The organism is Scandinavium hiltneri (genome assembly GCF_024764835.1).
Classification (GTDB): Bacteria; Pseudomonadota; Gammaproteobacteria; order Enterobacterales; family Enterobacteriaceae; genus Scandinavium; species Scandinavium hiltneri.
Genome location: NZ_JALIGE010000076.1, coordinates 15,400 through 35,311, shown reverse-complemented (window position 1 = coordinate 35,311; position 19,912 = coordinate 15,400). Strand labels below are relative to the sequence as shown.

General features: G+C 52.4%; 22 protein-coding genes. 12 read left to right on the top strand and 10 right to left on the bottom strand.

The window, feature by feature from the left end; all coding sequences use genetic code 11:
• Positions 1–263: 263 nt before the first annotated feature.
• Together spy and ves are read left to right on the top strand one after the other, a co-directional pair.
• Complete coding sequence (spy, locus tag MUU47_RS17540; RefSeq protein WP_258989443.1) at positions 264–749, top strand: ATP-independent periplasmic protein-refolding chaperone Spy; 486 nt, start codon at positions 264–266, stop codon at positions 747–749.
• A 299-nt stretch (positions 750–1,048) separates the two neighbouring features.
• On the top strand, positions 1,049–1,651 hold the full coding sequence (ves, locus tag MUU47_RS17535) for an environmental stress-induced protein Ves (RefSeq protein ID WP_258989441.1): 603 nt from the start codon (positions 1,049–1,051) through the stop codon (positions 1,649–1,651).
• Between the two features lie 24 nt (positions 1,652–1,675).
• On the opposite strand, the gene nadE is transcribed toward ves, so the two are convergent.
• Positions 1,676–2,506, bottom strand: coding sequence for an NAD(+) synthase (gene nadE / locus MUU47_RS17530; RefSeq protein ID WP_258989440.1), 831 nt, complete (start codon positions 2,504–2,506; stop codon positions 1,676–1,678).
• A 346-nt stretch (positions 2,507–2,852) separates the two neighbouring features.
• On the opposite strand from nadE, the gene osmE reads away from it, so the two are divergent.
• The 7 genes from osmE to chbG all read left to right on the top strand — a co-directional run bounded on the left by osmE (position 2,853) and on the right by chbG (position 8,729).
• Positions 2,853–3,191, top strand: a complete 339-nt coding sequence (osmE, locus tag MUU47_RS17525) for an osmotically-inducible lipoprotein OsmE (protein ID WP_258989438.1) — start codon at positions 2,853–2,855, stop codon at positions 3,189–3,191.
• Between the two features lie 296 nt (positions 3,192–3,487).
• A complete protein-coding gene (locus MUU47_RS17520) occupies positions 3,488–3,808 on the top strand; it encodes a PTS sugar transporter subunit IIB (RefSeq protein ID WP_258989437.1) in 321 nt (106 codons plus the stop codon).
• A gap of 88 nt (positions 3,809–3,896) precedes the next feature.
• Positions 3,897–5,255: a PTS N,N'-diacetylchitobiose transporter subunit IIC gene (chbC, locus tag MUU47_RS17515; protein ID WP_159758774.1), complete on the top strand. Its 1,359-nt coding sequence runs from the start codon at positions 3,897–3,899 to the stop codon at positions 5,253–5,255.
• A 54-nt stretch (positions 5,256–5,309) separates the two neighbouring features.
• The gene (gene chbA / locus MUU47_RS17510; RefSeq protein WP_258989435.1) at positions 5,310–5,657 is read left to right on the top strand and encodes a PTS N,N'-diacetylchitobiose transporter subunit IIA; all 348 of its coding nucleotides are present in this window, start codon (positions 5,310–5,312) and stop codon (positions 5,655–5,657) included.
• 30 nt (positions 5,658–5,687) lie between these two features.
• On the top strand, positions 5,688–6,512 hold the full coding sequence (gene chbR, locus MUU47_RS17505; RefSeq protein ID WP_258989434.1) for a transcriptional regulator ChbR: 825 nt from the start codon (positions 5,688–5,690) through the stop codon (positions 6,510–6,512).
• Between the two features lie 99 nt (positions 6,513–6,611).
• The gene (locus MUU47_RS17500) at positions 6,612–7,958 is read left to right on the top strand and encodes a 6-phospho-beta-glucosidase (RefSeq protein ID WP_258989433.1); all 1,347 of its coding nucleotides are present in this window, start codon (positions 6,612–6,614) and stop codon (positions 7,956–7,958) included.
• A 12-nt stretch (positions 7,959–7,970) separates the two neighbouring features.
• A complete protein-coding gene (gene chbG / locus MUU47_RS17495; protein ID WP_258989432.1) occupies positions 7,971–8,729 on the top strand; it encodes a chitin disaccharide deacetylase in 759 nt (252 codons plus the stop codon).
• A 148-nt stretch (positions 8,730–8,877) separates the two neighbouring features.
• Here the strand turns inward: chbG and katE are convergent, their stop codons facing one another.
• Positions 8,878–11,136, bottom strand: coding sequence for a catalase HPII (gene katE / locus MUU47_RS17490; RefSeq protein ID WP_258989431.1), 2,259 nt, complete (start codon positions 11,134–11,136; stop codon positions 8,878–8,880).
• 222 nt (positions 11,137–11,358) lie between these two features.
• Between katE and cedA the strand changes: the two genes are divergently transcribed.
• The gene (cedA, locus tag MUU47_RS17485) at positions 11,359–11,601 is read left to right on the top strand and encodes a cell division activator CedA (RefSeq protein ID WP_258989430.1); all 243 of its coding nucleotides are present in this window, start codon (positions 11,359–11,361) and stop codon (positions 11,599–11,601) included.
• Positions 11,602–11,657: 56 nt separating this feature from the next.
• On the opposite strand, the gene MUU47_RS17480 is transcribed toward cedA, so the two are convergent.
• The 5 genes from MUU47_RS17480 to hxpB form a co-directional block, all read right to left on the bottom strand.
• Positions 11,658–13,049, bottom strand: coding sequence for an L-cystine transporter (locus MUU47_RS17480; RefSeq protein WP_258989429.1), 1,392 nt, complete (start codon positions 13,047–13,049; stop codon positions 11,658–11,660).
• A 133-nt stretch (positions 13,050–13,182) separates the two neighbouring features.
• Positions 13,183–13,920, bottom strand: a complete 738-nt coding sequence (locus MUU47_RS17475) for a lipopolysaccharide core heptose(II) kinase RfaY (RefSeq protein ID WP_258989428.1) — start codon at positions 13,918–13,920, stop codon at positions 13,183–13,185.
• A gap of 144 nt (positions 13,921–14,064) precedes the next feature.
• Positions 14,065–14,655: a metal-dependent hydrolase gene (locus MUU47_RS17470; protein WP_258989427.1), complete on the bottom strand. Its 591-nt coding sequence runs from the start codon at positions 14,653–14,655 to the stop codon at positions 14,065–14,067.
• A gap of 95 nt (positions 14,656–14,750) precedes the next feature.
• Positions 14,751–15,512 carry a 2-dehydro-3-deoxy-D-gluconate 5-dehydrogenase KduD gene (gene kduD / locus MUU47_RS17465; protein WP_258989426.1) on the bottom strand — a complete coding sequence of 254 codons (762 nt, stop codon included), beginning with the start codon at positions 15,510–15,512 and terminating at the stop codon, positions 14,751–14,753.
• A 166-nt stretch (positions 15,513–15,678) separates the two neighbouring features.
• Positions 15,679–16,347: a hexitol phosphatase HxpB gene (gene hxpB / locus MUU47_RS17460; RefSeq protein WP_258989425.1), complete on the bottom strand. Its 669-nt coding sequence runs from the start codon at positions 16,345–16,347 to the stop codon at positions 15,679–15,681.
• Positions 16,348–16,486: 139 nt separating this feature from the next.
• Here hxpB and MUU47_RS17455 point away from each other — a divergent pair, with 139 nt between their 5' ends.
• The gene (locus tag MUU47_RS17455) at positions 16,487–17,023 is read left to right on the top strand and encodes a YniB family protein (protein ID WP_258989423.1); all 537 of its coding nucleotides are present in this window, start codon (positions 16,487–16,489) and stop codon (positions 17,021–17,023) included.
• Between the two features lie 34 nt (positions 17,024–17,057).
• Here MUU47_RS17455 and yciA read toward each other — a convergent pair whose 3' ends face one another.
• The 3 genes from yciA to MUU47_RS17440 are packed head-to-tail and all read right to left on the bottom strand — an operon-like array spanning position 17,058 to position 18,789.
• The gene (gene yciA / locus MUU47_RS17450; protein ID WP_258989422.1) at positions 17,058–17,456 is read right to left on the bottom strand and encodes an acyl-CoA thioester hydrolase YciA; all 399 of its coding nucleotides are present in this window, start codon (positions 17,454–17,456) and stop codon (positions 17,058–17,060) included.
• Positions 17,457–17,993, bottom strand: coding sequence for a septation protein A (locus tag MUU47_RS17445; protein WP_125354792.1), 537 nt, complete (start codon positions 17,991–17,993; stop codon positions 17,457–17,459). It lies immediately after the preceding gene.
• A 52-nt stretch (positions 17,994–18,045) separates the two neighbouring features.
• Positions 18,046–18,789, bottom strand: a complete 744-nt coding sequence (locus tag MUU47_RS17440) for a YciC family protein (protein ID WP_159758800.1) — start codon at positions 18,787–18,789, stop codon at positions 18,046–18,048.
• Between the two features lie 397 nt (positions 18,790–19,186).
• Between MUU47_RS17440 and ompW the strand changes: the two genes are divergently transcribed.
• Positions 19,187–19,819, top strand: coding sequence for an outer membrane protein OmpW (ompW, locus tag MUU47_RS17435; protein WP_258989421.1), 633 nt, complete (start codon positions 19,187–19,189; stop codon positions 19,817–19,819).
• Positions 19,820–19,912: the final 93 nt, after the last annotated feature.

Here is a 19,912-nt window from a genome sequence, read left to right as displayed (position 1 = left end):
GCGGAGTATTCTTATAAACCGCTTTTTAATTAATCAGGATTGCGTTAGACTTCTTCATAATCTCTTCCAGAACAGCCAGTTATCTATTTTCTCTTGCGACTCTCCACACTTTTTCCTTATTTCCTCCACAATTGCCGAAAAAATGGTTTTTATACTTTCACTGTTTTACGCTTGCTCTGACTAATTGACGTTAAAGCCCGTAAAGTTAATCACGTCAACACGGCAACACGCCGTAAAAAATAACTGAAAGTAAGGAACATATTATGAAAAAGATGACAACTGCTTTGATTATCGCTTCTACCCTGGCTCTGGGCGCTGCTAACCTGGCTCACGCCGCAGACACTACGACCACCACCACTGAAAGCGCGCCGATGATGCACCATAAAGGCAAGCCGGGTATGCATCACGACATGATGTTTAAAGGCCTGAACCTGACCGACGCGCAGAAACAGCAGATTCGCGACATCATGAAAGAGCAGCGCGGCAAAATGCAGCGTCCGTCTCTCGACGAACGTCGTGCCATGCATAACCTGATCGCCAGCGACGCCTTCGATAAAGCGAAAGCTGAAGAGATGGTGACCAAAATGGAAGCCCAGCACAAAGACATGGCGGTTTCCCGCATGGAAACGCAGAACAAGATCTACAACATCCTGACCCCGGAACAGAAAAAGCAATTTAATGCCAATTTTGAGAAGCGTCTGACAGAACGTCACGCGCCAGAAGGTAAGATGCAGTCATCTGCTGAGTAATTCCAGCCGAGCTGAATTAAAGACCGCCGGTCCTGCCCACATGCCCATAACAGGCGGTGGGCAGGACCGGCGGTTTTTCTTTATTGCCCCTTGCCCGTTGCCACATTCCCGGTATTCTCCTCGCACATCCCTTGATTCTTTCTTTACAGATATCAAACCGTTACTGGTCTTTTACAGCAATAAGTGCATAAAGCCGCTAAGGCTCTGTGCGTCTTGTGCCGATACTCTATGTGTGGTGAAAAAAAGATAATAAGCATGGCTGCCGCCGTAGCAGCCTGAGTCGTTCTTCAGGAGTGATGATGGAATACTTTGATATCCGCAAGATACCGGTCAGTCTGTGGAAAAATGGCGCGGGCGAAACCCGTGAGCTTTGCTGTTTTCCGCCTGCCACCCGTGATTTCAACTGGCGCGCCAGTATCGCGTCGATTGCGGGAAACGGTGAGTTTTCTGCATTCCCCGGCGTGGACAGGGTGATAACGCTGCTTGAAGGCGGCGAAGTGACGCTTGACGGCGGGAATGCCTTCCATCACACCTTAAAGCGATTTCAGCCGTTCCGTTTCTCCGGAGAACAAATGGTGCGGGCGCAGCTTTCTGAAGGGCAGATGTCGATGGATCTCAATATCATGACCCGACGCGAGCGCTGCCAGGCCAAAGTGCGCGTTGCCGACCGGACGTTTACCACTTTTGGCGCGCGCGGTGGCATGGTACTGGTGCTGAGCGGGGCGTGGCAATTGGGGGATAAACTGCTGACCGCCGATCAGGGCGCGTCCTGGCAGGACGAACATCACACCATTCGCCTGCTGAAAGACGAAGGCAAAATCCTGTATAGCGCCATCAGCTGGAACCCGACGTGGCCGCTAACGGCGGTCAGCCAGGTCGACGATCTCAGTCTGGCCGGGTAACGCGGATTACCCGGCAAAGGTGATTTACTGACGCTTCCAGAAATCGTCGAAAACGGTGATCGGTGGACGACGTTTGTGTTCAGTTTTCAGGTACCAGCCTTCGATGATGCGGGCGGTGTCAGCGTCGACCGGTTTGCCTTCCAGATAATCGTCAATGTTTTCATAGGTAACGCCAAGCGCTACTTCGTCTGGCAGAGAAGGACGGTCATCTTCCAGGTCGGCGGTCGGGGCTTTCTGATACAGATGCTCCGGGCAGTCGAGCGTGGCTAACAGTTGTTTGCCCTGACGTTTGTTGAGACGGAAAATCGGGTTGATGTCTGTGCCGCCGTCGCCGTATTTGGTGAAGAACCCGGTAACCGCTTCGGCCGCATGATCGGTGCCGACCACCACGCCTTTAGTCATTCCGGCAATGCTGTACTGCGCTTTCATGCGCTCGCGGGCTTTTTCATTGCCGCGCACGAAGTCGCTCAGTTCAATACCGGCTTCACGCAGCGCCTGTTCACTCGCCAGCACCGCACCTTTGATGTTGACCGTCAGCACGCGATCCGGCTGGATAAACCCGATGGCATCCTGGCAATCCTGTTCATCGGCCTGAACACCAAACGGCAGGCGCACGGCGATAAATTCCAGGCTGTCGTCACCGTTTTCCTGGCGCAGTTCACTGATAGCCATCTGGCACAGTTTACCGGTCAGCGTAGAGTCCTGACCGCCGCTGATGCCCAGCACCAGTGACTTAATAAACGGCCAGGTGGTGAGATACGACTTCAGAAAATCCACGCTGCGGCGAATTTCGGCTTCGCTGTTGACCTGCGGCTGAACGCCGAGCGCCTCAATAATTTCTTGTTGCAGAGCCATTTACCCCTCCCAAAAAAGGTTGTTTTCTATCTGCTAAAGCTACCTCTTTGCTGAGAAAACGACAAGGATCACATTTTTGACTGCCGTAAAATGCCGCAATTCAGCAGGATATCGCTTTATTACTCGATTTATCTGAAAGTTAACTCAGTTTGCCTCTTGGGTTGATAATTAGCACTATTTATTCCAGGCTTATAACACACTGATAACTCGTCATACTTCAAGTTGTTGGTGTGTTGGCTGCACCTGTGCGCCCCAGTCACATAGTTATCTATGCTCCTGGGAACTGACAGGTTTGCCGCCTGCCAACATCTCGAATTATTTTGAGTAATATAAAAGAGGACGATGTATGAACAAGAATGTAGCGGGAATTTTAGGTGCAGCAGCAGTACTGACCATGTTGGCGGGTTGTACCGCGTACGACCGTACGCAGGACCAGTTCACTCAGCCGGTGGTAAAAGACGTTAAAAAAGGCATGAGCCGCGATCAGGTTCTGCAGGTTGCCGGTAAGCCTTCTTCTGAAATTACGATGGTTCATGCGCGTGGTACCTGCCAGACCTACATCCTGGGTCAACGTGATGGTAAAGCTCAAACGTATTTCGTTGCGCTGGATGAAACCGGTCACGTGATCAATTCTGGTTATCAGACCTGTGCCGAGTACGACACCGACCCACAGACTGCGAAGTAAGCAACTCACACAATTAGCTGAGTCCTGAGCAAGCCCGGCCATCTGGCCGGGCTTTTTATTGCCTGTTGCCGCTTATTTAATTGCGCGAATTATTTGGCCAAAATGTGAGGGTAGTCATAACCGAAGGTCAATGAGAAACAATTTAGGGCTATCAGGAATTATCTTGCACCTTTGCAATGCCGTATACTCACCTCACAAACACAAAGTAACAATTCGTTACCGTCATAAGCCCGCCCCGTTGAGTTCGGGATGAATTACCCGGCGGCGGTCAGTAAATACCTATTGAGGAAGCGAGTATGGAAAAGAAACATATCTACTTATTCTGTTCTGCGGGCATGTCCACCTCTCTGTTGGTGTCGAAAATGCGCACACAGGCTGAGAAGTACGAAGTGCCGGTCGTTATTGACGCTTTCCCAGAGACCCTCGCGGGTGAAAAAGGCGTAGACGCCGACGTCGTATTACTGGGCCCACAAATCGCTTATATGTTGCCGGAAATTCAGCGCCTGCTGCCCAATAAACCGGTAGAAGTTATTGATTCAGTGTTATATGGCAAGATAGATGGTTTAGGTGTACTGAAAGCCGCTGTTGCGGCGATTAAGAAAGCAACAGCGCAGTAATTTTTGATTTATTTTAATTTTCCCGTCAAAGAGTAATTTCACACACAATCGCCGCAATATTTTATTGCGGCCTTTAAGGGTATTTTCTATGAGTAAATTTATTAGCTCTCTTGAAAAGGTACTCCTTCCTTTTGCTGTAAAAATAGGAAAGCAGCCGCACATTAATGCGATTAAAAACGGTTTTATTAAACTGATGCCGTTGACCCTCGCAGGGGCCATGTTCGTTTTAATTAATAACGTCTTTTTAAGTTTTGGCGAAGGCTCGTTTTTCTATTCGATGGGCATTCGGTTAGATGCTTCCACCATTGAGACCCTGAATGGTTTTAAAGCCATCGGCGGTAATGTGTACAACGGTACGTTGGGCATTATGTCGCTGATGGCGCCTTTTTTCATTGGTATGGCGCTGGCTGAAGAACGCAAGGTTGATCCCCTGGCTGCGGGCCTGTTATCCGTCGCGGCCTTTATGACCGTCACCCCTTATAGCGTGGGCGAAGCCTATGCGGTGGGGGCTAACTGGTTAGGGGGGCAAAATATTATATCGGGCATGGTCATCGGCTTGATTGTGGCGGAGATGTTTACCTTCGTCATACGCCGTAACTGGGTGATTACTCTGCCGGATAGCGTACCGACCTCGGTTTCCCGCTCCTTCTCGGCGCTGATCCCAGGCTTCCTTATCCTGACCGTGTTCGGTGTTATCTCCTGGGCGCTGGCCACCCATGGCAGCAACTTCCACCAGATTATCCTCGATTCCATCTCCAAACCGCTGGCGTCAATGGGCAGTGTTGTGGGCTGGGCATACGTTATCTTTAACTCACTTCTGTGGTTCTTTGGTGTACACGGTTCACTGGCACTCACCGCGTTGGACAACGGCATCATGACCCCATGGGCGCTGGAAAACATCGCGCTGTACCAGCAGTACGGCTCTGTCGAAGCAGCTATCGCTGCCGGGAAAGAGTTCCACTTTTGGGCCAAGCCGATGCTCGACTCCTACATCCTGCTAGGCGGGTCCGGTGCGACGCTGGGTCTGATTATCGCCATCTTTATTGGTTCCCGTCGTGCTGACCATCGTCAGGTCGCGAAACTGGCGCTGCCATCAGGCATCTTCCAGATTAACGAACCGATTCTGTTTGGTCTGCCGATCATCATGAACCCGGTGATGTTTATTCCGTTCGTGCTGGTTCAGCCGATTCTGGCCGCCATCACGCTGCTGGCGTACTCGATGGGCATTATCCCACCGGTCACCAACCTGGCACCGTGGACCATGCCGACCGGCCTGGGGGCCTTCTTCAACAGTAACGGTAGCGTAGCGGCGCTGTGTGTTGCGCTGTTTAACCTCGGGGTGTCGGTGGTGGTGTATCTGCCATTCGTGGCGGTCTCCAACAAGGCACAGGCGGTTATTGAGCAGGAAGAGAGCGAAGAAGATATCGCTAACGCACTGAAATTCTGATGTAACGCGGTACGGGGTCATCTCCGTACCGCCAGACGTAAAGAGGGAATAGGTATGTTCGATCTGGATAAAATCGTGGCAGATGAGGTTGAAGTTAACGATCTCGAAGAAGTGGTGATGGGGCTTATCATTAACTCCGGACAGGCACGCAGCCTGGCGTACACCGCGTTGAAACAGGCCAAGCAGGGCGATTTCACGACGGCAAAAACCACTATGGAACAATCCCGCGTCGCGCTGAGTGAGGCACACCGCGTGCAAACGCAGCTCATCGAAAGCGATGAAGGCGAAGGCAAAATGAAGGTCAGCCTGGTGCTGGTACATGCGCAGGATCATCTTATGACCTCAATGCTGGCCCGCGAGCTGGTTGCCGAATTGATTGAGCTTCACGAGAAGGTACAATAACGGGCAGATACCACCATGAGGCAACCAAAGATGACGACCCTGGGAATCAGTACCGCGCTTGAACAACAACTGTTTAACGGTAAGAATTTTCATGTCTTCATCTACAATAAAACGGAAAGCATCAGCGGCTTACATCAGCACGACTACTACGAGTTTACCCTCGTATTAACCGGGCGCTATTATCAGGAAATCAATGGCAAACGGGTGATGCTGGAGCGCGGGGATTTTGTCTTCATCCCGATGGGTTCTTACCACCAGAGCTTTTACGAGTTCGGCGCGACCCGCATCCTTAACGTTGGCATCAGCAAACGTTTCTTTGAAGAGCACTATCAGCCGCTGTTACCCAGTTTTTTGGTGGCCTCACAGGTCTACTCCGTTAAAAGTACCTTTCTCAGCTATATAGAGTCGGTTATTGCCTCACTCAATTTCCGCGAAAGTGAATTTGATGAGTTTATTGAAGTTGTCTCGTTCTATGTGATTAACCGTCTGCGCCATTTCCGTGAGGAGCAGTCACAGGATATTATTCCTCAGTGGTTAAAAACAACCGTAGAAGAGATGCACGATAAACATAAATTTTGCGAAAGTGCGCTGGAAAATATGGTCGCGCTATCCGGGAAGTCTCAAGAGTATCTGACCCGGGCAACGCAGCGCTTTTACAGTAAGACGCCGATGCAGATAATTAATGACATCCGCATCAACTTCGCTATGAAGCAATTGGAAATTACCAATTATTCGGTGACCGATATTGCGTATGAATCAGGTTACAGCAGTCCGAGTCTGTTTATTAAGACCTTCAAAAAGCTGACCTCATTTACGCCGAGCAATTATCGCAAACAGCTCACCGTAATTAATTAATACCGTGCGGTACGCCGCACGCACCGAATTCGTTTAGCTATCCGCGCGTCACGTGGAGAGTCAGCCACACGCCGTTTGCGGATCTCGAGGGAGAAAGTTATGAGCCAGAAATTAAAAGTCGTTACTATTGGCGGCGGTAGCAGCTATACCCCGGAATTACTGGAAGGGTTTATCAAGCGCTACGCTGAATTACCGGTGACCGAGCTGTGGCTGGTGGACGTAGAAGAAGGGCAGGAAAAACTCGATATCATCCACGCCCTGTGCGAGCGCATGGTGCAGAAAGCCGGTGTGCCGATGACGGTACACAAAACCCTGAATCGTCGTGAAGCGCTGAAAGACGCGAACTTTGTGACCACCCAGTTGCGCGTTGGCCAGTTGAAAGCCCGTGAAAAAGATGAACGTATTCCACTGAGCCACGGTTATCTCGGTCAGGAAACCAACGGCGCAGGCGGCCTGTTCAAAGGTCTGCGCACCATTCCGGTGGTGTTTGACATCATCAAAGACGTGCAGGAAATCTGTCCGGACGCGTGGGTGATAAACTTCACCAACCCGGCCGGTATGGTGACCGAAGCTGTTTATCGTCACACCGACTTCAAACGCTTTATTGGTGTGTGCAACATTCCAATCGGCATGAAAATGTTCATCACCGATGTGCTGAACCTCACCGATAAAGACGACCTGTCAATTGACCTGTTCGGCCTGAACCACATGGTGTTCATTCGCGACGTTATCGTCAACGGCGAGTCCCGCTTTGCCGAACTGTTGGATGGCGTAGCCTCCGGCAAGCTGACCGCCAATACCGTGAAAAACATCTTCGATATGCCTTTCAGCGAAGGCCTGATTCGCTCCCTGAACCTGCTGCCGTGCTCATATCTGCTGTATTACTTCAAACAGAAAGAGATGCTGGCCATCGAAATGGGCGAATACTACAAAGGCGGCGCACGTGCGCAGGTGGTGCAGAAGGTCGAGAAACAGCTGTTCGAGCTGTATAAAGATCCGGACCTCAACATCAAGCCAAAAGAGCTGGAGCAGCGCGGTGGGGCGTACTACTCCGATGCCGCCTGTGAAGTGATTAACGCTATCTACAATGACAAGCAGGCTGAGCATTACGTCAACGTGCCGCACTACGGTCACGTGAAGAACATCCCGGCGGACTGGGCGGTCGAAATGACCTGTATTCTGGGCCGTGACGGTGCGAAACCGCACCCGCGTCTGACCCATTTCGATGATAAAGTGCTGGGGCTGATTCACACCATTAAAGGCTTCGAAGTGGCGGCCAGCCATGCGGCGCTGAGCGGTGAGTTTAACGATGTGCTGCTGGCGCTGAACCTCAGCCCGCTGATTCATTCCGACAAAGATGCAGAAGTGCTGGCCCACGAGCTGATTCTCGCCCATGAAAAGTGGCTGCCGAACTTTGCCGAAACGGTGAAAACCCTCAAGCAGTAAAAGGAGTTGCAAATGGAGCGTGTGCTAATCGTCAATGCCGATGACTTTGGCCTGAGTAAAGGGCAAAACTACGGCATCGTCGACGCCTGTAAAAACGGGCTGGTAACGTCCACTACCGCGCTGGTAAACGGCGCGGCCATAGAACACGCGGCTCAGATGAGCCGCTGTTTACCGGAGCTGGCGGTGGGGATGCATTTTGTTCTCACCCTTGGAATGCCACTGTCCGCGATGCCAGGCCTGACGCGTGAAGGCAAACTGGGTAAGTGGATCTGGCAGATGGCGGAAGAAGACACGCTGCCGCTGGAAGAGATTGCCCGTGAACTGGACTGCCAGTATCACCGCTTTGTCGACCTGTTCGGCTGCGAACCAACGCACATCGATAGCCATCACCACGTGCACATGATCTCGCAGATTTTCCCGATTGTGGCGGCGTTTGCCAAAGCGAAAGGCGTGGCGATGCGTATCGACCGTAATCAGCAACAGTTGCATGGGCTGGATGATTTGGGCGTGCGCAGCAGCGCCGGGTTTGCGGATGCGTTTTATGGCGATGCCATCACCGAAGAACTGTTCATGCAAACGCTGGAAACCTCCGCGCGGGCAGGGGAATCATCCGTTGAAGTGATGTGCCATCCGGCGTTTGTGGACAACACGATTATGGGCAGCGCCTATTGCTACCCGCGTTTGACGGAACTCGACGTACTGACGTCGCCGTCACTGAAATATGCTGTCGCCGAGCGCGGCTACCGTCTCGGGACTTACCGCGACGTTTAACCCGCCATACTTTAAGCGGCAGGTGTGCAACTCAGATTATTTAGGGTTGGTTGAAATGTTGGTGCCCGGATTCTCCCTGGGCACCGTGTTAGGGGTTAGGCCGGGGCGCAGTCGCACCCGGCATTTTTTTCCCCTAAAACCCAGTCGCTTACGCTGGAATGGACGGGATTTTACTTGCCCGCGACCACACGCGATGCGCAGCAAGCTGAGTCAGCAAGGATTTTATTAATTTATCTGTGACACTGTCACCTTCAATTAAGCCTTCCTCACCTTTCTCGCTCACCTGTAACAGCGTTTTGAACTGACGCGCATCTCCGGACAGCAAAATCGGCTTCAGGTGTTTATACGCTTCTAGCAGGTAATACCGGGCATCACCCTGTTTTTCCAGGCTGGCAATATCCCCGCCAGGTACAATCACCGCATCGACCGTCAGCGAAGGTGAGCCTACAAAAGTCGCCGCCACCGGTAACGCCGAACCATCATCGGCGATGACGTCGCCCATCCGGGAGTAAAGCAATTTAGCGTGTACGCCCTGTGCCTTAAGTGCCTTCAGTAGCGCCAGCACCTCTTTTGCCACCGGTTTATCGTTCAACAGAACGGCCACCACGCGGCCTTTCACACCACCGCTCGGAATAGCGTACAGACTCAACGTTGGATCTTTGCTAATCCCGTTGATGGCGGCTGGCGGGGCGATGTTTCGTTGCTCTTGAGTCAGCGTAATCCCTAAGTTATCGGCCACGGCGTTCGCCAACTGATGATCGATGTGGACCAGCTGATCGACTACCCGCTCGCGGATATACGCCCGGGCAACTTTGCTCAGCTCAAAGCTAAAGGCACTGACGATATGCTGCTGCTCAACCGCCGTCTGGCTGTTCCAGAACAGACGCGGATGCGCGTAATATTCGCCGAACGAAGGGCTGCGCTCACGAATTTTATCGCCGTCGACCCGGGCATGATGAGACTCAAAACCACCGCGATGCGGGCTGGGCGGGGTTTCTCGTGGCCAGTTATCGTTGATGGAGTTGGGCTCGTAGTTTGCCGGATTGGTGTCGATATCCATCCGGTGCATGCCGTCACGCTGGAAATTGTGATACGGGCAGGCAGGGCGGTTAATTGGAATTTCATGGAAATTTGGCCCGCCGAGGCGGCTGATTTGTGTATCGGTGTAGGAAAACAGTCGCCCCTGCAACAGAGGGTCATTACTGAAATCAATCCCCGGCACGATATGGCCTGGATGGAACGCGACCTGTTCGTTCTCGGCAAAGAAGTTATCGGGGTTACGGTTCAGCACCATTTTTCCGACCAGCTGTACCGGGACCAGTGCCTCGGGAATGAGTTTGGTGGGGTCGAGCAGGTCAAAGTCGAATGTAAACTCGTCTTCTTCGGGGATCAGCTGTAGCCCCAGTTCATATTCTGGATAATCTCCGGCCTCAATCGCTTCCCACAGTTCACGCCGGTGGAAATCAGGGTCACGGCCCGTCAGTTTTTGCGACTCATCCCAAACCATCGACGCTTTGCCTGCCACGGGTTTCCAGTGGAAACGCACAAACGTGGATTTCCCTTCAGCGTTGATCAGCCGGAAGGTGTGAATGCCGAAGCCTTCCATGGTGCGATAGCTACGCGGCAGACCGCGGTCTGACATTGCCCACATCACGTTGTGCAGCGTTTCAGGTTGCAGGGAAACGTAATCCCAAAAGGTGTCGTGGGCGCTACCGCCCTGCGGAATGGCCCAGTGCGGTTCGGGTTTTACCGCGTGCACGAAATCCGGGAATTTCATCGCGTCCTGGATGAAAAACACCGGCGTATTGTTGCCGACCAGGTCGAAATTTCCTTCGTCGGTATAGAATTTTGTCGCAAATCCACGAATATCACGCACCGTATCGGCTGAGCCTGCGCCGCCCTGAACCGTGGAGAAACGCACGAAGACAGGAGTGATTTTATCAGCGTCACCCAGAAAGCTGGCTTTGGTAAGATCACTCAGGTCTTTGTAGGCCTGAAAATAGCCGTGCGCCGCGGAACCTCTGGCGTGCACGATGCGTTCAGGAATGCGTTCATGATCAAAATGGGTGATTTTTTCACGCAGGATGAAATCTTCCAGCAGCGTCGGGCCACGCGCCCCGGCGCGCAGGGAGTTCTGATCATCGGCAATTCGCAGTCCCTGATTGGTGGTCAGCGGCACATCGTCGCCGCCTTTGCGAAAGGCCTCCAAAGCATGAAGTTTTTCATTGCCGATATCGGGCGCCTTCAGGCTGCCCGGCGCAGTGGGCTCTTCGCCAGGTGCCGTTGGATGCGGGCTGGAACGATGCGAATTATCATCAGGGGCAAGGGAGTCCAGACCGGGCTGGGATTCGGTGGCATCGTGTACCGGGGATTGATGTGGTGGGTTTTTATTATTTCTTTTCGACATTGCACTCGTCTCCTGTTTTCAGTTTTAGAAAAGGGTCGTTGTTGCGTCAAAACCTGTTAACTATAGAACACAGGGTGCTGCTCTCCGGCCATCGCAGGCGTAATTCCGATTCATCTCACTGGGGCAGGCGTGATTTCGCACACAGGGCGCGACGGTGGCGACCACAATCGGCTATGATAGGTTTTTACTGACTTTGATTTTCGTTCTGGTGCTTTTCCGCTTATGAAACCGCTGCGTCAACACAACAATCGTCCCGTTATCAGCTATGTGCCTCGTGTCGAACCGGCACCGCCTGATCATGCCTCGAAAGTGGACGGCTATCGGGATGTCTGGAAACTGCGGGGGAAGTATGTCGCGTTCGTGCTGATGGGTAATCGATTCGAGCGTTCACAGGCTTTTACCGGACCGGAGTCAGCCCAGCGCTGGGCGGCGCAAATGCGTCAGGAAGGGGAAATCGAAGAGTAGTTTGAAAGATAAAAAAAAGCGCCGGGTCGGCGCTTTTTTATGGGAAGCGGCACAGCTTAACGGTGCGCCAATTCCACTTCGTCTTCACTTTCCATCACCGTTTTATCGGTCTGGCGCAGCCACTGGCTGGTCAGCGTCCCGGCGGTCATGGAACCGTTCACGTTCAGTGCCGTACGACCCATGTCGATCAGCGGCTCGATGGAAATCAGCAGCGCGACCAGGGTAACCGGCAGGCCCATGGCAGGCAGAACAATCAGTGCAGCAAAGGTTGCACCACCACCGACGCCAGCAACACCGGCCGAGCTGATGGTGACGATACCGACCAGCGTCGCAATCCACAGCGGATCCAGCGGGTTAATACCCACGGTTGGCGCAACCATTACTGCCAGCATTGCCGGGTACAGGCCAGCACAACCGTTCTGACCAATCGTGGCACCGAAAGAGGCTGAGAAGCTGGCGATAGATTCCGGTACGCCCAAACGACGGGTCTGCGCTTCGATATTCAGCGGAATAGACGCGGCGCTAGAGCGGCTGGTGAATGCGAAGGTCAGCACCGGCCATACTTTGCGGAAGTACTTCAGCGGATTCACACCGTTAGCGCCCAGTAGCAGGCCGTGAACCACAAACATAATTGCCAGACCGAGGTAAGACGCCACCACAAAACCGCCTAGCTTGATGATGTCCTGCAGGTTAGAACTGGCCACCACTTTGGTCATCAGCGCCAGCACGCCATAAGGAGTCAGCTGCATCACCAGACGCACCAGCTTCATCACCCAGCTTTGTAGCGTGTCGATGGCAGTCAGTACGCGTTTGCCTTTTGGCTCGTCGTCTTTCAGCAATTTCAGCGCGGCCACACCGAGGAAGGCCGCGAAAATCACGATGCTGATAATAGACGTTGGGCTGGCACCGGTCAGGTCAGCAAACGGGTTTTTCGGCACGAAGGAGAGCAGCAGCTGCGGGACGCTCAGGTCAGCCACTTTACCGACGTAGGAGCTTTGAATCGCGTTCAGACGCGCGGTTTCAGCAGCACCCTGAACCAGACCTTCAGCGCTCAGGCCAAACAGGTTGGTCACCAGCACACCGACCAGCGCAGAAATCAACGTGGTAAACAGCAGGGTGCCGATGGTCAGGAAGCTGATTTTACCCAGCTGAGACGCGTTGTGCAGGCGCGCCACGGCGCTAAGAATGGATGCGAAGACCAGCGGCATGACGATCATTTGCAGCAGCTGAACATAACCGTTGCCCACGACGTTGAACCACTGAATGGATTCTTTCAGAACCGCGCTGTCTGCGCCGTAAATAAGCTGCAGGCCCAGGCCGAAAACCACACCCACCGCGAGGCCGACCAGGACTTTCTTGGCCAGACTCCAGTTTTTATTTCGTGTTTGCCCCAGAGCAAACAGCAATCCCACGAACACCACAACGTTCGCAATTAATGGAAAATTCATCCCCGTTCTCCTGATCTCATTATTTTGTCTAAAAATAGACAGGCTCTAATGGCGCAAGATTATCAGAAGTGTGATTTGACGCTTATATTCAAATTGAATGTATTATTCCAAAATATCGTTAACTGACGATTTATTACCCACTCTGATGATTAATGAGGCGATCAAGATGAAGTTGCTGTGTCCGCTCTTTGATTTTGAGGTGTCTTTTCATCTTGCGGGAAACCAGAAATTTCTCCCACAGATTCCGCGGCTCAAAGTGGACACCCAGGCGGATGTGGGCGGTTATGCTGTCCTCAATTTTTCGTTTGGCGTTACAGGGCTTACCGGACAAATCGATGATACGCACGCCATTGTCGCTGAGGATAAAATTGCCCTCATGAGCATCGCCTGAAATGATTTTCATCTCATGCATCTGCTGCATCGCTGTTTTGACGTCGTGAACGACATCCTGAGGAATGGCAGGCAGATGGCGTAATTCGGGACCAGGAATGTATTCAAACAGCATGATCGACAGGTGCGCAAATTTGAGAGTTCGGCGCTCTGCGAGCAGATAAAAATCATTGGGGAAGGTATGCCCCTGCGTTTGCGCCAGATCGATCTTCTTGATCAAATTCTCGTTATCATTTGGACGAAGCAGCGATTTGGCGAATTTCTCGAGGCGTTTCTTTTGAGGGGAATAGACTTTTAGCACAAACTGGCCGTACGCCGTATTCAACAATGAGACGTGAGTATGGCGCTTGCTTTTGAACACTTTTTCTACGCTCAGCTTTTTGACGTTGCAGTTCAAAATATCGTCAAGAATATTGAGGTAACGAGAACCGTTACTTTTGCAGCAGACATGAAAGCCACGGTACTTCAGTTTTGTAATCATAAGGCAGCGGAAGAACAGGGTATCAGTGGGTTAGCGCTATCAAGACAAAGGACAGTATATTTTCGTGTGCGAACAAACAAGAGCGCACATGTCCAAAAATAAACCCCCGTTCTGACTCACAACATATGACGATACTCTCCCGGTTTAACGCCCACTCTGATGATTGATAAACTTGTCGAAGCGAAATTGCAGTTCGCTAATGAGGCTTGACGACCAGCGTACGGCGCTGTTGTCCGGCATCGATTGCGGCATCCAAACGGCGTACACGAACAAGGCCATGCACAGCACGCGTTCGAGCTGATTCCCTTTACGCGGGGCGAGAATAGGCAGGCGGAAACGCCAACGGCACGGCCACAGTAACGGCACGCCCGCAGGCGTCAGCATGTCGGCAAGAATATGGCTCAGATAGCCGAGCACCATGCCCTGCAACACATCGGCAGGAATAAACCAGGTCTCGGGCACTTTTAGATAGAACAGGGTCAGGCTGCCGAATACCGCCAGCAGGCTATGGGTAAAGCCGCGGTGGCCGAATATTCGCGCCACGGGTTTGGCTATCCAGCTCAGGCGCTGCCCAAGGAAGGACTTCGGGTGATCGATGTCCGGCAGCAGGCAGGTCAATACCGCAGCGGGAACAATATGCCACCAGTCACCCTGCGCCAGAACCGGAGTCAGTTCGGCATTTTTGGCAAACACCGCGCAGGCTATTGAAAAGAGCAGGTGGCCTTCCGCCGTCATGATAGAACCCGTCAAACTGTCAATTCATACAGTATAGGGTTTTTATACAGTGGGCGGAAGAGGTGACGGTGTAACTGTTTGTCAAAATCCCGCGTTTAGCGGGCCAGCCAGCCGCCGTCTACCGCAAGTGTGTAACCGTTGATGTAATCCGATGCAGCCGAGGCCAGGAATACCACCGGCCCCTGCAGGTCTTCCGGATTTCCCCAGCGTCCGGCTGGAATGCGCTCAACGATAGCCTTATTGCGGTCTTCATCTTCGCGCAGGGCCTGGGTATTGTTGGTCGCCATGTAACCTGGCGCAATGGCGTTCACATTGATGTGGTGCGCAGCCCATTCATTCGCGAGCAGGCGGGTGATGCCCAACACGCCGCTTTTTGACGCGGTGTAAGATGGAACGCGGATCCCACCCTGGAAGGATAACATTGAGGCGATATTAATGATTTTTCCGCCTTCGCCCTGATGGATGAACTGGCGGGCGGCGGCCTGTGCGAGGAAAAACACCGATTTCAGGTTCAGATTCATCACGTCGTCCCAGTCTTTTTCGCTGAAGTTCAGCGCATCTTCCCGCCGAATAGTTCCGGCATTATTGACCAGAATATCTATGCGGCCCATTTGCGAAACCGCACGGGCAATTATTTCTTCAACTTTATCCTGCTGGTTGAGATCGGCCTGAACGAAGCTGAATCGGCGGCCTAGCGCCTGAACGCGCTCTGCCGTTTGCTGTGGATTTTTGCGACTCACGCCGACGATGTCACACCCGGCTTCGGCCAGACCTAGCGCCATGCCCTGGCCTAAACCGGTATCGCAGCCGGTGACGATCGCCACTTTTCCGGAAAGATTGAACGCATTGAGAATCATAAGCACTCCTCTGGCCTGTTTTTATCGTTGTGATGCAGGTAATGCGAGAAGCATAGAGGCGAGGGAATGAAAACTCAAACTAAAATAAAACGATGTTTTAATTAATTTGACGATGGCGGCGTTTTTACGACAATTGCCCGGCAACGAGGCTGCCGGGTAGAAGGGCTTAGCCGAAGAGGTGCCCGGTAGTCAGTTGCTCCAGCGAGCTGAGTTTCACGTTTGCAAGCACATAGCGTGGGTCAGCCTGGTTTTCATGTTCAGGTACCACGATTGAGCGCATACGTGCGGCTTTACTGGCGATCATTCCGTTAACGGAGTCTTCCAGCGCCACGCAGGTCAGCGGATCGACACCGAGTTTCGCGGCGCAGTCCAGATACACCTGCGGATGTGGTTTGCTGTATTGCAGCTTTTCAGCGGAGGCGAGGGCGTCGAACTGCTCACGCAGATCGAACATTGCCAGCACTTTTTCCAGCATGTGCAGCGGGGAAGCAGACGCCAGACCAATCTTCAGACCCTGAGATTTGCACAGCGCAATAGCTTCGCGGGCGCCAGCCAGCAGCGGACGTTCTTCCTCAACCAAGGAAATTGCACGGCTGATAATGCGTGCAGTGACTTCTTCACGGCTCGGCCCGTTCCACGGCTGTTGGGCGAACCAGAGTTCTACCACCATGTCGATACGCAGACCGAGCGTGTCAGGCAATTCGTTACGGCGCGAAATATCGACACCCAGACCGGCAATAACATCCAGTTCGGCACGATCCCACAGCGGTTCGGAATCAATCAGTAAACCATCCATATCAAAGATAGCGGCAAGAATTTGACGCTGGGCTGTCATAAGGCAACTCCTGTAGAGGTAAAAAGGCCTGAGATTCGACCTAATCGTACACCATATCGCTTTTAAAGCGCAGGCGAAAAGGCACAACTAAAGGTAGACTTACAGCGAAACAGAAAGCGCGTCTGAACAAGGGGAACCCATGACGTATCAACAAGCTGGACGCATCGCCGTACTGAAACGTATTTTGGGCTGGGTCATTTTTATCCCGGCCGTGATTTCCACGTTAATATCGGTGTTCAAATTCATGTTTGAGCACAGTGAGAAGCAGCCAGGCATCGACGCCGTTCTGCTCGATTTTGCTCACGTAATGATTGAGATGATCCGTTTTAATACGCCGTTCCTGAATTTTTTCTGGTACAACTCGCCGCAGCCGGATTTTCACCACAGCCTGAATATTGGGTTCTGGATTATTTTCGTGCTGGTGTTTGTCGGCCTGGCTCTGCAGTCGTCGGGCGCGCGCATGAGCCGGCAGGCGAAGTTTGTGCGTGAAGGCGTGCAGGATCAGCTGATTCTCGAGAAAGCGAAAGGGCCGGAAGGTTTAAGCAAAGAACAACTTGAGGCCAAAATTGTGGTTCCGCACCACACCCTCTTTTTACAGATTTTCGAGCTGTACGTTCTGCCGGTGATTGTGATTGTGGCGGGATACTTCTTCTTTAAACTGTTAGGTTTCCTGTAATAAAAAAACCGGTCATCGAGACCGGTTTATTATTTTATGCTTGCGGAAATGGCCGCGGCTTCCCTTCGTTGTCCACCGCCACATAGATAAACAGGGCTTCGGTGGCTTTGTAACGCTGACCGATAGGCTCTGAAGAGACCTTCTTCACCCATACTTCAATGTTTACCGTGATCGACGTTGTGCCGCGTTTGGTGCAGCGTGCGTAGCAGCACACCACGTCCCCGACAGCGACAGGGCGCAGGAACGTCATGCCATCCACACGCACTGTTACTACGCGGCCCTGAGCAATCTCTTTGGCCATAATCGCGCCGCCGAGGTCCATCTGCGACATAATCCAGCCGCCAAAAATATCGCCATTGGCGTTGGTGTCCGCGGGCATCGCCAGCGTACGCAGAACTAAATCGCCCAGTGGCGCTTCACTGCTTGCGGTCATTTACTTGTCGTCCTGCGGCATGTGGCGGTAGATGTACACGCCGCTCAGCAGCGTGAAAATCAGGGTAAGGGCGGTGAGGCCGAAGACTTTAAAGTTGACCCAGATATTTTGCGGCATCCAGAAGGCGATATAAATATTTGCCAGACCGCACACAATAAAGAACAGCGCCCAGGCAATATTCAGACGCGACCAGACGAATTGCGGCAGGGTCAGCTCTTTACCCAGCATGCGCTGGATCAGCGGCTTTTTCATAATCCACTGGCTGAACAGCAACGCACCGGCGAACAGACCGTAAATCACCGTGACTTTCCATTTGATAAATTCATCGTTATGGAAGAACAGCGTCAGGCCACCGAATACCGCGACCAGCACAAAGGTAATCAGCGCCATTTTTTCAACTTTGCGATAGCGCACCCAGCAGTAAATCAACACCACCGCGGTAGCGATGATCAGCGCCGTGGTCGCGGTGTAGATGTCATAAAGTTTGTAGAAGACAAAGAACACCACCAGCGGTAAAAAATCCAGAAACTGCTTCATACATCGGTTCCGTATTTCAGTAACGGCCCGGGTGCTCCGGGCCTGGGAGAGATCAGTTACGAATAAGCATATACAGGCGGAATAAATAGATCAGCAATAAAGCGGAAATAAGGTTGCTGATGCAGTTCACCACCACCGCGCCTACGTTTGGCGTCAGCACAGCAAAGTTGGGTGCGAAGATAAGCAACAGCGTTTTCGCCAGCAGCCAGCCGATGACCGCCGGGGCCACCAGACGCATATTCGCCCACGCCAGACGCATACTGCTGCGCAACGAGGTGAAAATCCCCAGTTTGTCCTGGACCAGCATAATCGGTGCAAAGCAGAACACGATTGCCAACAGCACGCCTGGAACCACAATCAGCATCACGCCCATCTGTACCAGGAACGTGGTGAGGAAGATGAGCAGCAGCAGTTTCGGCAGCACCGGAGCGCTGGCCCCGATGGCACGCAGAGCGCTAACGCGCTGACCCGCAGAGATCATCTGGATAAGCAGCAGTACACCGCCCGCGAGAATGGCATTACCAATCAGGCCAGAGAATGTCGACGCCGCTGACGCGCGCAGCAGGATCTGCTGTTGTTCTGGCGTCATGTTTTGCACCAGCTCAAACAGCCCCACGCTACCCGCAAGGTTATCGCCGCTGCTCAACAGTGCAAGCTGTTCGTCGCTCGGTGAAAACGCATGGCCAAGCACCACCGTGATAAACGCACACAACAACGCAATCAGAAGTACCGTAACGAACTGATTACGAAAAAAATTACCCGTGTCACGGTAAACCGACTTAGCCGTGATAGACATGCACTCTCCTTGAGTCTGGCTGGTAGTAATAAGCCGGCAATTGTAACTCACCCGACGTCAAAGTGGCAGCATCAACACCTGTATGGAAAGGCATATCTTTGTAAAGGAGTAGTAAGCAAAAACGGGGTCTGGAAGCATTTTGAGCATAATTTCACCCTTTACGTCGTCTTTGGCCTGACAGGAAAGCGAGACGAACCTTCCAGATCGTCTTTTTTGTAACAGAGAAAAATCAAAAATTGATGCAGATGGGTTTTGTTTGTAAGTAATCCGCCGTTAAAAATTAATCCAGATCAATAGATGTTAAATCTCGGGAATGAATGTGATCTGAGTTGGATCGTTTTTACTTATTTGTGGGTATATTCAGCGCGCTTATAAAAACCATAGGGAATGAATGGATATGAAAAAGTTAGCAGTGGCAGCGCTGGTTTTAAGCAGTCTCTCTGGCGGAGCCTGGGCGCATGAAGCGGGTGAGTTCTTTATACGTGCAGGTTCCGCGACGATTCGCCCAACGGAAGGTTCGGATAACGTGCTGGGCCTCGGAAGTTTCACCGTCGATAACAATACCCAGCTCGGTCTAACCTTCACCTATATGGCGACGGATAACATCGGTATCGAGCTGCTGGCCGCCTCGCCGTTCCGCAGTAAAGTCGGTACCGGCCCGACCGGAACCCTGGCAACGGTGAATTTGTTACCGCCTACGCTGATGGCACAGTGGTATTTCTTCGATGCCAGCAGCAAAGTGCGTCCGTACATCGGGGCAGGTATCAACTACACCACCTTCTTTAACACCGATTTCAACGATACCGGTAAAGATGCCGGTCTGTCCGATCTCAGCGCCACTGACTCCTGGGGCGCGGCAGGCCAGGTGGGGGTTGATTATCTGATTAACCGCGACTGGCTGATTAACGCCTCGGTCTGGTATCTGGACGTGGATACCGATGTGAAATTTAAGGCAGGGGGTGAGAATCAAACCATCCACACCCGTCTTGATCCGTGGGTATTTATGTTCTCGGCAGGTTATCGCTTCTGAGTGTCATAAGAGTGGCTGCCCGGCAGCCACTCTTTGCTGTAACAATTCCGCTACATATCTGAAATTTATAAATAAATTTCTTACAGTTGTACC

Coding starts and splice junctions, on each gene's coding strand:
- spy (WP_258989443.1), top strand. CDS start 264: ATGAAAAAGATGACAACTGCTTTGATTATCGCTTCTACCCTGGCTCTG.
- ves (WP_258989441.1), top strand. CDS start 1,049: ATGGAATACTTTGATATCCGCAAGATACCGGTCAGTCTGTGGAAAAAT.
- nadE (WP_258989440.1), bottom strand. CDS start 2,506: ATGGCTCTGCAACAAGAAATTATTGAGGCGCTCGGCGTTCAGCCGCAG.
- osmE (WP_258989438.1), top strand. CDS start 2,853: ATGAACAAGAATGTAGCGGGAATTTTAGGTGCAGCAGCAGTACTGACC.
- MUU47_RS17520 (WP_258989437.1), top strand. CDS start 3,488: ATGGAAAAGAAACATATCTACTTATTCTGTTCTGCGGGCATGTCCACC.
- chbC (WP_159758774.1), top strand. CDS start 3,897: ATGAGTAAATTTATTAGCTCTCTTGAAAAGGTACTCCTTCCTTTTGCT.
- chbA (WP_258989435.1), top strand. CDS start 5,310: ATGTTCGATCTGGATAAAATCGTGGCAGATGAGGTTGAAGTTAACGAT.
- chbR (WP_258989434.1), top strand. CDS start 5,688: ATGACGACCCTGGGAATCAGTACCGCGCTTGAACAACAACTGTTTAAC.
- MUU47_RS17500 (WP_258989433.1), top strand. CDS start 6,612: ATGAGCCAGAAATTAAAAGTCGTTACTATTGGCGGCGGTAGCAGCTAT.
- chbG (WP_258989432.1), top strand. CDS start 7,971: ATGGAGCGTGTGCTAATCGTCAATGCCGATGACTTTGGCCTGAGTAAA.
- katE (WP_258989431.1), bottom strand. CDS start 11,136: ATGTCGAAAAGAAATAATAAAAACCCACCACATCAATCCCCGGTACAC.
- cedA (WP_258989430.1), top strand. CDS start 11,359: ATGAAACCGCTGCGTCAACACAACAATCGTCCCGTTATCAGCTATGTG.
- MUU47_RS17480 (WP_258989429.1), bottom strand. CDS start 13,049: ATGAATTTTCCATTAATTGCGAACGTTGTGGTGTTCGTGGGATTGCTG.
- MUU47_RS17475 (WP_258989428.1), bottom strand. CDS start 13,920: ATGATTACAAAACTGAAGTACCGTGGCTTTCATGTCTGCTGCAAAAGT.
- MUU47_RS17470 (WP_258989427.1), bottom strand. CDS start 14,655: ATGACGGCGGAAGGCCACCTGCTCTTTTCAATAGCCTGCGCGGTGTTT.
- kduD (WP_258989426.1), bottom strand. CDS start 15,512: ATGATTCTCAATGCGTTCAATCTTTCCGGAAAAGTGGCGATCGTCACC.
- hxpB (WP_258989425.1), bottom strand. CDS start 16,347: ATGACAGCCCAGCGTCAAATTCTTGCCGCTATCTTTGATATGGATGGT.
- MUU47_RS17455 (WP_258989423.1), top strand. CDS start 16,487: ATGACGTATCAACAAGCTGGACGCATCGCCGTACTGAAACGTATTTTG.
- yciA (WP_258989422.1), bottom strand. CDS start 17,456: ATGACCGCAAGCAGTGAAGCGCCACTGGGCGATTTAGTTCTGCGTACG.
- MUU47_RS17445 (WP_125354792.1), bottom strand. CDS start 17,993: ATGAAGCAGTTTCTGGATTTTTTACCGCTGGTGGTGTTCTTTGTCTTC.
- MUU47_RS17440 (WP_159758800.1), bottom strand. CDS start 18,789: ATGTCTATCACGGCTAAGTCGGTTTACCGTGACACGGGTAATTTTTTT.
- ompW (WP_258989421.1), top strand. CDS start 19,187: ATGAAAAAGTTAGCAGTGGCAGCGCTGGTTTTAAGCAGTCTCTCTGGC.